13 protein-coding genes are annotated in these 10,394 nt (G+C 69.0%); 3 read left to right on the forward strand and 10 right to left on the reverse strand.

Going from position 1 to position 10,394, the window contains the following annotated elements; genetic code table 11:
• The 6 genes from ACFWF3_RS11000 to ACFWF3_RS11025 form a co-directional block, all read right to left on the reverse strand.
• Positions 1–779 (reverse strand): aldehyde dehydrogenase family protein (locus tag ACFWF3_RS11000; protein WP_379313493.1); only part of this gene is annotated, 779 nt, incomplete at its 3' end.
• Positions 780–866: 87 nt separating this feature from the next.
• A complete protein-coding gene (locus ACFWF3_RS11005; protein ID WP_378987832.1) occupies positions 867–2,138 on the reverse strand; it encodes a transcriptional regulator in 1,272 nt (423 codons plus the stop codon).
• A 155-nt stretch (positions 2,139–2,293) separates the two neighbouring features.
• On the reverse strand, positions 2,294–2,614 hold the full coding sequence (locus ACFWF3_RS11010) for a hypothetical protein (RefSeq protein ID WP_378987829.1): 321 nt from the start codon (positions 2,612–2,614) through the stop codon (positions 2,294–2,296).
• A gap of 63 nt (positions 2,615–2,677) precedes the next feature.
• On the reverse strand, positions 2,678–3,826 hold the full coding sequence (locus ACFWF3_RS11015) for an alkaline phosphatase family protein (protein WP_379313494.1): 1,149 nt from the start codon (positions 3,824–3,826) through the stop codon (positions 2,678–2,680).
• A complete protein-coding gene (locus tag ACFWF3_RS11020) occupies positions 3,823–4,143 on the reverse strand; it encodes a nuclear transport factor 2 family protein (protein ID WP_379313496.1) in 321 nt (106 codons plus the stop codon). The genes ACFWF3_RS11015 and ACFWF3_RS11020 overlap by 4 nt, the downstream gene beginning before the upstream one ends.
• 96 nt (positions 4,144–4,239) lie before the next feature.
• On the reverse strand, positions 4,240–4,863 hold the full coding sequence (locus tag ACFWF3_RS11025) for a TetR/AcrR family transcriptional regulator (RefSeq protein ID WP_378987823.1): 624 nt from the start codon (positions 4,861–4,863) through the stop codon (positions 4,240–4,242).
• A gap of 114 nt (positions 4,864–4,977) precedes the next feature.
• Here ACFWF3_RS11025 and ACFWF3_RS11030 point away from each other — a divergent pair, with 114 nt between their 5' ends.
• Together ACFWF3_RS11030 and ACFWF3_RS11035 are read left to right on the forward strand one after the other, a co-directional pair.
• A complete protein-coding gene (locus ACFWF3_RS11030) occupies positions 4,978–6,054 on the forward strand; it encodes an NAD-dependent epimerase/dehydratase family protein (protein ID WP_379313498.1) in 1,077 nt (358 codons plus the stop codon).
• A gap of 16 nt (positions 6,055–6,070) precedes the next feature.
• Entirely contained in the window at positions 6,071–6,313 is a 243-nt protein-coding gene (locus ACFWF3_RS11035) for a hypothetical protein (protein WP_379313499.1), read from the forward strand.
• Positions 6,314–6,315: 2 nt separating this feature from the next.
• On the opposite strand, the gene ACFWF3_RS11040 is transcribed toward ACFWF3_RS11035, so the two are convergent.
• The 4 genes from ACFWF3_RS11040 to ACFWF3_RS11055 all read right to left on the reverse strand — a co-directional run bounded on the left by ACFWF3_RS11040 (position 6,316) and on the right by ACFWF3_RS11055 (position 9,844).
• On the reverse strand, positions 6,316–7,845 hold the full coding sequence (locus tag ACFWF3_RS11040; RefSeq protein ID WP_379313500.1) for a polyamine aminopropyltransferase: 1,530 nt from the start codon (positions 7,843–7,845) through the stop codon (positions 6,316–6,318).
• Complete coding sequence (locus ACFWF3_RS11045; RefSeq protein ID WP_378914280.1) at positions 7,845–8,270, reverse strand: DUF350 domain-containing protein; 426 nt, start codon at positions 8,268–8,270, stop codon at positions 7,845–7,847. The genes ACFWF3_RS11040 and ACFWF3_RS11045 overlap by 1 nt, the downstream gene beginning before the upstream one ends.
• A gap of 41 nt (positions 8,271–8,311) precedes the next feature.
• Entirely contained in the window at positions 8,312–8,749 is a 438-nt protein-coding gene (locus tag ACFWF3_RS11050; RefSeq protein ID WP_379313502.1) for a DUF4247 domain-containing protein, read from the reverse strand.
• 159 nt (positions 8,750–8,908) lie between these two features.
• Entirely contained in the window at positions 8,909–9,844 is a 936-nt protein-coding gene (locus ACFWF3_RS11055; RefSeq protein ID WP_379313503.1) for a LysR family transcriptional regulator, read from the reverse strand.
• 216 nt (positions 9,845–10,060) lie between these two features.
• On the opposite strand from ACFWF3_RS11055, the gene ACFWF3_RS11060 reads away from it, so the two are divergent.
• Positions 10,061–10,394 (forward strand): alcohol dehydrogenase catalytic domain-containing protein (locus ACFWF3_RS11060; RefSeq protein WP_379313505.1); only part of this gene is annotated, 334 nt, incomplete at its 3' end.

Raw genomic sequence — 10,394 nt, forward strand, 5'->3', positions numbered from 1 at the left:
GTGACCGGAATGATGTTCTCGCTGGCGTACTGCATGATCAGCGGCCCGGTGGTGGTCTCGCCGGTGAAGGCGAGCTTGGCCACCCGTGGGCTCTGTGCCAGCGGTTTGCCCGCCTCGACACCGAAACCGTTGACCACGTTGAGAACTCCGTCGGGTAACAGATCCGCGATGAGTTCGACGACGAGCAGCAGCGACGCCGGTGTCTGTTCGGCCGGTTTGATGACCACGCAGTTGCCCGCCGCCAGCGCGGGTGCGAGTTTCCAGGCGGCCATCAGGATCGGGAAGTTCCACGGAATGATCTGGCCGACCACGCCGAGCGGTTCGTGGAAGTGATAGGCGACCGTGTCGGCGTCGATCTGGGACAGCGAGCCCTCCTGGGCGCGAAGCACACCCGCGAAGTACCGGAAGTGATCGATGGCCAGCGGGAGGTCCGCCGCCAGGGTTTCGCGCACCGGTTTGCCGTTGTCCCAGGTCTCGGCCACGGCCAGCGGTTCGAGACTGTTCTCGATCCGGTCGGCGATCTTGAGCAGGATGTCGGCCCGCTCGGTGACCGAGGTCGCGGCCCATCGCTCGGTGGCGCGGTGTGCCGCCTCGAGCGCCATGTCGATGTCGGCGGCGCTGGAACGGGCCACCGCGCAGAAGATCTCACCGTCGACCGGTGAGGTGTTGTCGAAATAACGGCCTTCGACAGGGGGCGACCAGTCACCTCCGATGAAGTTGTCGTATCGGGCGGCATAGCTGACTATGCCGGTATCCGATCCGGGTTTGCCGTAGATCATTCGCCTCGCTCCTCGCGACCTCTGCGTGGTGCCCCACACTATGGTCGGCGAAGGTTGGTACGAGGTTGGTGACGGCGTCTGCGCAGGTCAGCCCTGGCGTGCGGTGAAAAGCCGGGCCGTCACGACGGCGCGGCGGACGTCGTCGCGAGGCAGTAGCCGCAGGGCGTGCTCGTGCACGGCGACATCGCCGGGGCAGCGCTGCCCGAACGCGACCGCGTGCTCGGGCCGGTCGCTGCCCAGCACGGCGTTGCGGATGCCGACATCGAGGTGGGCGCGCCACTGTTCGACGCCGGGCAGATCCGATCCGGGCAGCAGTGGTCCGCGATACAGCCACAGCGCCGAGGTGAGGTCGCCGCCCTCGATGGCGGCCAGTAGGTCCACCGCGTCGCAGGACACCTGGCCGGTGAGCATGTAGCGCCGGTTGGTGATCTCGCCGCGGGTGGCGCGGCGCAGGTGCGACACATCGGCTTTGAGCGTGTTCAGCGACACCGGCCGCTCACCGTAGACCGCGGCGTGCAATTGCTCGGGGGTGTAGCCGTCGGGCTCGAGCGCCAGCAGCGCGAGGATCTCGAGTTGGCGCGGCGGCAGCGGCACCGGTCTGCCGTCGCGCAAAAGCCGTGCGGCGCCGAGGCATTCGAGTCGAACACCCGGTGCCGGGGTGGGCGCCTCGGCGCGCAGCATGGTCTCCACGGCGGTGACCAATGCGCGGACCGAGGTCATCACCATCGGATGCGAACGTTCCCACGTCGAGGACAGATCGAGCACACCCACCGTGCGGCCGTCGGGGCCGTGGATCGGCGCGGAGTAGCAGACCCAGCCGTGCAGCGCGGCGACGAGATGCTCGGCGGAGAACACGGTGACGGCCCTGTCGTCGTGCAGGGCCAGAGATAACCCGTTGGTGCCCATGTGGCTTTCGTCCCAGACCCCGCCCGGCGCGAAGTTCACCGCCTCCCCTTGGCGGCGCAGCGTGCGATCGCCCGCGGTCCACAAGATGGTGCCCGATTCGTCACTGACGACGGCGAGATAGCCCGACTCCTCGGCCATTCCGCGCAGCTGACCCGCGAGTTCGGTGACCGGTCTGCGCAGCGGGGATTCCGACCAGCGGTCACTGATGTCGTTGAATCCGGGAGCGACTTCGGTGGCGGGGTCGACGGTGTGCAGGGAGCGCTGCCAGGATTTGGCGACATCGTTGCGCACGGCCCCGGTGTCGCGGGGCAGGGTCAGCGGGCGCGAGGGTGCGGCGAGGCGGTTCCACTGCTTCTCGAGTTCGACCCGGTAGTCCGAGAGTCGTTCGGGCCGGTGCGGTCCGGCGATCGGGTCGTCGTGGGCGCCTGGTGCCCTGCCCAGTTCCTCGCCCACGTTCACTCCCTGCTTCGTCGGTGACGCACCGTTCCAGCGACGAGAACGGGTGTGGCGCTTACTGTCTATCAGCTGTGCCACCGCCGTGGGAACGTTTGTGCCGAGGACGACCGGTCACCGGTCGCCGGGCTGTCGCGTTGCCTTGACGCCGGTGACTACTTGTTCAGGAATATCCCGGCGATATCGGCGTTCTTGATCGGGGTGTCGACATTGCGCTGAGTCGCGCACAGCAGATCGACCTGCACGATCATCGAGTCGACCACGGTGCCCGCCGGTTCGTTGTCGTTGCCGGTCTGCTGCTTGATCGCCTTGGTGATGGTGATCCGCTTGGTGTTCGCGTCCTGGTTGACGTAGTCGCGACAGCTCGTGTCACCGCCCTGGTTGAGCACTCGCTCGACCTCGGTGCATCCGGTGGCCAATGCCGCCAGCACCGCGACGCCCACCGCGACGGCGCCGGTTCGGGTGTTGGCGTGCATGATTCCTCCTGGAATGGTTCGCTGCGCGCGGTTGCGCGTCGACGCCAGCTTATGCGGTGGTGCTCAGGCGCGGTGGATTCGCAGGGGAACCCGCAGCTCGGCGGCGGTGAGCGAGCCGTGGTGGCCGATCATCATCGATTGCAGCGGTTCGGCGCCCGACCGCACGACACCGCCGTCGCCGCTCGCGATCACGACGAGATCGCCGATGCGCGCGGCGGCGTCGCGGGTGACGACCGGGCCGAACCAGCCTGCCTCGATCGCCTCGTCTCGGGTGCGCACCAGGAATCCGCTCCCGAGAACGCCGCGCCAGGTGTCGGCGACCGCGGCGGGGTTGTCGGTGTAGACGTGGCGGGCGCGTGGTTCACCGCCGAGTGCCGCGACATCGTCCGACAGGTGCGGGTGGGTGTCGAAGTCGACGCGCTCGCGCAGTTCGATCATGCCGTGATCGGCGGTGACGATCAGCGCCGAGCGAGCGGGCAGGCGCGCGGCGATCTCGGCGGCGATCCGGTCGACATTGGCGAGTTCGAACCGCCATGCGCGGCTGGCGGGCCCGCGAGCGTGGCCGGTGGTGTCGAGTTCGGAATGATAGGTGTAGACCAGGGTTTTCGGTGCCGAGGTGAGGGCGTTGAGAACTCCGTCGACGAGATCGCCGACCGAGTAGGCGGTGCGGAATTCGCCGCCGCGCCAGCCGGCCGAGGTCAGGCCGGAACCGTCCTGGTAGCTCGGTGCGACCTGTACCGCCGCGATGCCCGCCGCGGTGGCGCGCTCGAAGACGGTGCGATGCGGCTGGATCCGGTCTGGTGGGAGCGTGGCGCGTGCGTCGGCCTTCGGTCCGTCGCCCATGAGTTGCCACCTGAGCGAGTTGAACAGGCGTTCCTCGCCGGGCAGGCGCATGCAGTAGCCGACGATGCCGTGCTCGCCGGCGGGCAGGCCGGTGCCGAGGGTGGTCAGACTCGTCGCCGTGGTGCTCGGGAACCCGGCGTCGATGCTCGCCTCGGGCAGGCTCGTCAGGAACGGCGCCGCAGCGGATTCGGCCGCCAGGGCTTGTGCGCCGAGTCCGTCCACGAGTAATACGCAGACACGGTCGACATCGAGATCGAGGCCGAGTCGGTCGGTGTCGCCGGGGACACCGAGGCAGCTCAGTACCGACGGGAGGAGATCGGCGAGTGTGGCTGTGCCGTAACGCGGGGTGAGAAGAAGATCGTCGGTCACGCCTGTCCTGTTTCGAATCGGCTGATCAGCCCGTCGCGCAGGACGAACTGCCAGGTGGTGCGTATCGAACCCCACCGGCTGTTGGTGTAGTCGGCGGTGAGGGCGAGGCCGTCGTCGGAGTCGACCGTGTCCACGACCAGATGTCCGTTGCTGCTGAAGATCTCGGCCTCGGTCCACTGGGCGAGATTGCGTTCGACACCGTCATCGGACATCGTCGCGTCCTCGGTGAGCACACCGTAGAACTGGTCGGTGTCCTGCGCGTTGAGCGCGTCGACGAACGCTTCGACCACGGGATCGAGTTTCGCGGTGCCGGACATCGGGCCTCCTGCTCGAAGCGGGTACGCACGGACAAAGACGGTGTTACTCACTCTAGGTGAGTGCACGTGCCGGGTCGCCGGAATTTGGGCGGCGCGTCAGGCGGTCGCCGATCCCGGCGCGATCAGCGCGGTGAAGGTGCGCATGATCGTGTCGACGAGTTCGGGGGCGTGCGTGCCCATCTGTTCACTGCGCTTTTCGAGATGTCCGTCGAGCCACAGCGATGCCAGCCCGTGTGCCAGTCCCCACCAGGCGACGGCCAGGGTCTCGGCGCGATCGGCGGGCAGCGCCCCGACGGCGACACAGTCGGCGACCGTCCGGACCAGGACGTCGAAGGCGGCGTCGCCGGCGGCGTGGGCGTCGGGGTGCTTTTCCGGCTGGGACAGTTCGGGCCGGAACATGAGCCGGAACTGGGCCGGGTGTTCGCGGGAGAACCGCACGTAGGCATCGCCGAGTTCGGTGAGGGCAGCCAGCGGGTCGGTGGTCGTGGCCCTGGCGGCGGTCAGATAGGCCGCCAACTGCTGGAAGCCGTCGATCGACAGGGCGGAGAGCAGCGCGGCGCGGTCGGCGAAATGGTGATAGGGCGCGCCGCTGCTGACCCCGGCCTCCCTGGCGACCCGGCGCAGGCTCACCGCGGCCAGGCCCTCGCTCTCGATCAGGCGCAGGCAGGCGTCCATCAGCGTGGCGCGCAGATCGCCGTGGTGGTAACTGGTGCGCTTCACCCTCCGAGCGTATGCGAGACCTCCGCCGGAATTGGCACTGGACAGGAAATCTATGCAGTGTTTAGATTAATTGAGCATCGCTTAGATGCGTGCTCCACCGAATCGACGGAATGGATGACCACCATGACCACCCGGGTACTCGTCACCGGCGCGACAGGTTTCGTCGCCGGCCACTGCATCGCCGAACTCCTCGACCACGGCTATGCCGTCCGCGCCACCGTGCGCGACCTCGCCGCGCACGCCACCCGCGCCCACCTGACCGAACTCGCCCGCCGCACCGGGGGCGAGCTGGAATTCGTCGCCGCCTCCCTCGACGACGACGCGGGCTGGGCCGCGGCGGTCACCGGCTGCGACACCGTGCTGCACGTTGCCTCGCCGTTCCCCGCGGCACCGCCGGAGGACGAGCAGGACCTCATCGAGCCCGCGGTGCAGGGCACCCTGCGCGTGTTGCGCGCCGCAGCGGCCGCCGGTGTCCGCCGCGTCGTGCTGACCTCCTCGGTCGCCGCCGTCGCCTACGGCCACGACACCGACGAGGTACGAACCGAGGACGACTGGTCGGTGGTCGAGCGCATCCCCGCGTATCAGAAGAGCAAGACCCTCGCCGAGCGCGCGGCCTGGGACTTCGTCGAATCCCTGCCCGCCGCCTCGGATCTGGAACTGGTGGTGGTCAATCCCGGCATGATCCTGGGCCCGCTGCTCGAAGCCAGGACCAGTACCTCCCACGAGCCGGTCCGCCGACTGCTGGCCCGCGACGTCCCCGGTTCGGTGAAAACCGGCTGGACCCCCGTCGACGTGCGCGACCTCGCCGTGGCGCACCGGCTGGCGATGGAAGTTCCCGAGGCCGCGGGCAATCGGTACATCTGCGCGGCCGATCCGCTCTGGATGGGGGAGCTGGCCGGCCTGCTGGCCCGCGACTACGCCGCCGAGGGCTTCCGTGTCCCCACCCGGGTCCTGCCGAACTGGGTGATCCGCGTGGTCGCCGTCTTCGACAAAGGTGTGCGCCTGACCGTGCCGGTGCTGGGCCGCACCGAACACGTCAGCGCCGACAAGGCCCGCCGCGAACTGGGCTGGACCATGCGCCCGATCGAGGACACCGTGCGCGACACCGCCGACAGCCTGATCGCGTTCGGCATCGTCACCGTTCCCGGACGGCCCGCGAAGTCATCGCGTGCTGTTGTCGGAACCCGTTGAGCAGGAAGGAAAGACGATGTTGATCACCGCGCTCGTCCTCACTCTGCTCGGCATCGTCCGCCGCAGGTTCCGCGGGCGCGCGGACGGCGAGCCCACTGGGCGTCCGGCCCTCGGGAGCCGGCTGGAGCGGGCAGGTGTCGCTGTGCGGCGCGGCGCGTCCCGGTTGGTGCGAGAACCGGCCCCGGCGTTGTCGGCGGTGGTCGCCGTCCTCGGGCTCGTCGTCGTCGGTACGCACCTGGCCTGTTCGGGTCAGGTCTGACGTCAACGCCATTCTTGGCGTTGCAGATCCAGGATCACCGGACGCATCAATGTCGAGACCTCGGGGTCGACCGCTCGGCGGTCCGGTGGGAAGACGGTGGCCGCGGTGAGGGTGGTCTCGTCCAGGGAACGCAGGGGCCCGGGGCTGCGCAGGGACGGCGTCGGCCTCGCGCCCGCCGACGCCAGCACGAAGCCCCAGTCGCCGAAGCTCGGGACGTCCACGTGATACGGGGTGGTGTGCAGACCCGCCGAGCGCACGGTGGCGTCGATGGTCCAGAAGGAGCGCGGGGCGAAGAAGGGCGAGCCCGATTGGACGACCATGCGGGCGCCGGGGGCCAGCACGTTGGCGGTCATCGCGTAGAACTCCTGCGAGTACAGCTTGGCCACCGAGGTCTGGTCGGGGTCGGGCAGATCGACGATCACCGCGTCGAAAAGCCCTGGGGCACTGCGTAACCAGGTGAAGGCGTCGGCCTCGACCACGGTGACCCGTCGATCGTCGAACGCGCGGCGGTTGAGATCGGTGAGCCGGTCGTCGGTGCGGGCCAGCTCGATCATCGCCGGATCGAGTTCGACCAGGGTCACCTCGGCGATGTCGCGATAGCGCAGGATCTCGCGCAGCGCGAGGCCGTCGCCGCCGCCCAGCACCAGCACCGAACGGTGCGAGCCCGCCAGCACCGGGTGCACCAGCGCCTCGTGATAGCGGTATTCGTCGACCGAGGAGAACTGGAGTCCGCCGTTGAGATAGAGCCGGGTATCGGTGGTGGCGAACGGGGAGAACGATTCGGTGAGCACGATCTGCTGATAGGGCGTGCGTGTCTGCCACACGATCGGGTGGGCGAACAGCGCCTGCTGCGCTGTCGCCTCGAAACGGTCGGCGTAAAGGTAACTACCGGTCAGCCCGCAGGCCACCACGACGGTCGCGGCGATCAGGGTGTGGCGAGCGCCGCGCGTCATCTTGTCGCGAAAGAAGAAGAACGCCAACGCGAGTCCGGCGATCGCGTTCACGACCCCGACCACCAGGCTGCCGCGGATCTGCCCGAACACCGGCAGCAGCAGGAACGGAAACGCCAGGCCACCCAGCAGCGCGCCCACGTAGTCGGCCGCGAACAGGTCGGCGACCGCGCTGCTGGCCTCCTGCTCGCGGATGTCCTGGAGCAACTCCATCAGCAACGGGATCTCCGCACCGACGAGCATCCCGATCACCGCCGCCGCCAGCACCAGCGTGCCGGTATAGAGATTGAGCCACGCGTAACTGGCGTACAGGGCAGCGACGGAGAGCCCGCCGACGACGGCCAATGCCAGTTCCACGGCCACGAAAGCCGCGGCGGCACGCGACCGGAGCGGTTTCGCCAGCAGCGCGCCGACACCCATCGAACAGACCATCACGCTCAACGTGATCGACGCCTGCGCGGCGGTGTCACCGATCAGATAGCTGCCGAGGGTGACCAGCGACAGCTCGTACACCAAACCGCATGCCGCGCAGACGAACACGGTCGCCAGCAGCGCCGCCCTGGCCAGGCGGTGCCGGGGCATCAGGTCAGGCCCGCGGCCACCACCAGCGCGACCGCGACATGCGCCGACGCCGTGACCCACACCGCCGGATGCGGTTCGGCGTCGGCGACGACGGCCCGGAAGTCGCCGGGGGTGAGCGCGTCGAGCAGCACGAACGCCACCGCCATCGCGGCCAGCCCGATCACCCCGTAAATCGCGCTGGACAGCAGCGCCTCGGCGATCTTGCCTTCCGAGGTCCAGATGGCCACGGCCACGATGATCCCGACCCCGAACAGGTTCGAGGCGAGCAGGATCGCGGCATTGCGGTTGCGTTCGATCCAGATCTGGGCGCGCAGGTCGCCCGGGGTGAGCAGGTCGACGACGCCGAAACCGACGGCCATCAACACGATTCCCACCGCGGAATAGGCGAGCGCTGCGCCCGCGTCCGCCGCCAGGTCGGCGAGCATGAGTGTCCTCCTGTGCTGTGCGGGCGAGATGCCCGAATGAACTACTTGCCGCCGTTGTCGCTGCCGCCGCCGCGGTAGTCGCCCGCCGCGGAGCCGCTGGTCCAGCCGTAACCGCTGGTGTGGGCGTGATGGCGGCGCGTGCCGTTGGCGTAGCTGTCGACGAGGATCAGGGAGCCACCGGCATGCGGTGACACCGCGAGGAGGTCGTGGTCGAAGCGTAGGTAGTGGTTGTCGCCGGTGTTGCGCCGGCCGCGCGGGTCGGTGGCTTTCGCGATCGTGGCGGCCACCGCGGCCGGTGCGGCGGTGGCGAGGAACGCCAGGCCGTTGTTCGCCTGATCGAGTTGCTGCGCTCGCCGGTACTTCTCCGCGACGAATTCACGCGGATCCTCGTCGCGGGTGACCACCACGACGACCACCACCGCCACGACGACCGCGACCACCGCCACCAGGCTCGCGATGATCCACCTGGTGCGATTCATCGAGCCGACCCCCCGAACCCGGTGCGCCACCCAACTGTCCGTGCTGCGTTGATGACTGACCCTCCCCATCGAAAAATCCTGCCGGACTGTATCACCGGGTGAGCGGACCTCCCGCATCGATTCGGACAATACGGACCGGCAGAGTCACTGTGCCCGTGATCAGGCGAGGGTGGGTTCCTGCGTCGGTAACCAGTCGCGGGCCGGGTCGTACTCCAGCCACCGATTCTCGCCTGCCGTCCGGACCAGGGCGGTCACCAGCGCTTCGAGCAATGGCGGTTCGGCGCCGGTACGCCAGATCAACGACCAGGCGTAGAGGGGAGTCGGGTCCACCAGCGGTATCGCGGTGACCCCTGGCGCCTCGGGGAACTCGACGTCGGCGGGCAGGAGGGCGAAGCCACGCGGATCGGCGGCCAGCGTCGAAAGCATCGGTGCGAGACCGAGATTCGGCGTGGTGAGGTGCTCGCTGATACCGAAACGTTCGGCGAAACGGGCAAGAAAGTCCAGGCGGCCGAGATCGGCCGGTGCGTGCAGGACGCTGTCGCGCAGTTGGTCGGGGCGCAGCGAGGTGGCCCCGGCGAGCCGATGATCGGTGCTCACGACCACATCGACCGGCTCGAGGCGGACGAGACGATGGGTCAACCCGTCCGGTAAGGGCGGGTGGACCCGGCCGAATCCGGCGTCGATCTCACCGTGGACGACGGCTGCGGCGACGGTGGGCAGGTCGCGTCCGTGGCCCGGTCGTAGTGGCGGTGCTCCCGGTGCGGTCGCGACCTGGGCGACCGTGCGCAGCGGAGCGAACAGGTGCCCCCACACGTCGATGTGCAGGGGACCGTGCGCGCCGACGAGGGCGGCCACCGCCCGATCACCGGCGCGCAGGGTCTCCTCGGCGCCCGGCAGAAACCGCGCGCCGGCCTCGGTGAGTCGTACCCCGTGCTGGTCGCGGTCGAGTAGGCGGACACCGAGGCTGGATTCCAGTCGGGCCACTCGCTTGGACAGCGCCTGCTGAGTGATCCCGAGGTTCGCGGCGGCACGGCCGAAATGCCGTTCGTGCGCCGTGCGCACGAACGCGCGCACGGTTGCCAGATCCAGGTCCACGTTTCGCACCATAGCGCTCCCGTCGGCCGCCCTGACACGGAGTTCCACCGACGCGGCGAAACCGTCGGCGGTCGGTCGGCGCGATGTCACCTCCAGCTGGATCCGCGCGTTCCTACCCGGCGTCCAGGTATGACACGCAGCGGCGACAACCGTGCGTTGTCACCATCGCGGGCCAGTTGTTGGCCCGGGCCGACGGTACGGCGGTTACATCACGGCATGCGACGTTTGATTCCGACCGGCGACCCGAAGCGGCCGGTCACCATAACCGAAGCGGCCGAACCCGTGCCCCGCGTCGACGAGGCACTCGTCCGCGTCGAGGCTTTCGCGCCCAACCGTGGCGAGACCTTCCTGTTGGCGGATCCGCGCCCGGATCTGTTGCCGGGCAAAGACATCGCCGGACTGGTCGTGCAGGCCGCGGCCGACGGATCCGGCCCATCGGTCGGGACCCGGGTCGTCGGTCATCCGCCGCTGGGTGGCTGGGCGGAATACGCGGCGGTGCCGACGGACGCACTGGTTCCCCTGCCCGACGGGGTGGACGCGGTCCGTGCGC

This window comes from Nocardia sp. NPDC060220 (assembly GCF_042727815.1).
Taxonomy (GTDB): Bacteria; Actinomycetota; Actinomycetes; order Mycobacteriales; family Mycobacteriaceae; genus Nocardia.